We start from the raw sequence: 597 nt of genomic DNA on the forward strand, positions 1-597 counted from the left end.
ACTCGCGGGCCCGTAGCCCACCGCGGCTGATTACCGCGAAGTGCCAGGGCGGCGGTAGCTCACCGCATGCCTGACCGGACGGCCGGTTGCATAGGTAGGGACCCGTTGCCATGAAGCCCCTCAGCTGAGGCAGCGTCGGTGCTGCGGAATACGCTGGGCGGCCATGGACTGGCTGGAGCGGGTGGCGAAGCTGAGACGGTGGACGAACAACGACGTTCGGGCGCCGCACAAACCGTTGCTGCTGCTGTACGCGCTGGGCAGCTACCAGCGCGATGCCGACGGCGAACTGCGGTACAGCGCTGTCGAGGAGGAGCTGAAGCGGCTGCTCGAGGAGTACGGGCCGTCCCATGCGACCACCCCCGCGTACCCGTTCCACCATCTGGTCAGTGACGGCGTCTGGGAGGTCAGGACCGACCAGGGACTCGGGAGCCCGGGAAGTGGCGTGCGGGTCCTGCGCTCCAGCGGCGCGACCGGACGGCTCGCCCCCGAGCTGCGAACGGCTCTGCGGAAGGATCCGGCGCTCCTGGGCCGTCTGGCGAGGGTGCTCCTGGACTTCCACTTCCCGCCGTCGCTGCACGCCGACCTGTGCGAAGCCGT

General features: G+C 69.5%; 1 pseudogene. It reads left to right on the top strand.

Features of this window, described 5'->3' with window-relative positions:
- Positions 1–163: 163 nt before the first annotated feature.
- Positions 164–597: pseudogene (locus ACFP3U_RS37020) on the top strand (phosphorothioated DNA-binding restriction endonuclease); the annotation flags it as partial.

It is taken from the genome of Kitasatospora misakiensis, assembly GCF_042656005.1.
Taxonomy (GTDB): Bacteria; Actinomycetota; Actinomycetes; order Streptomycetales; family Streptomycetaceae; genus Kitasatospora; species Kitasatospora misakiensis.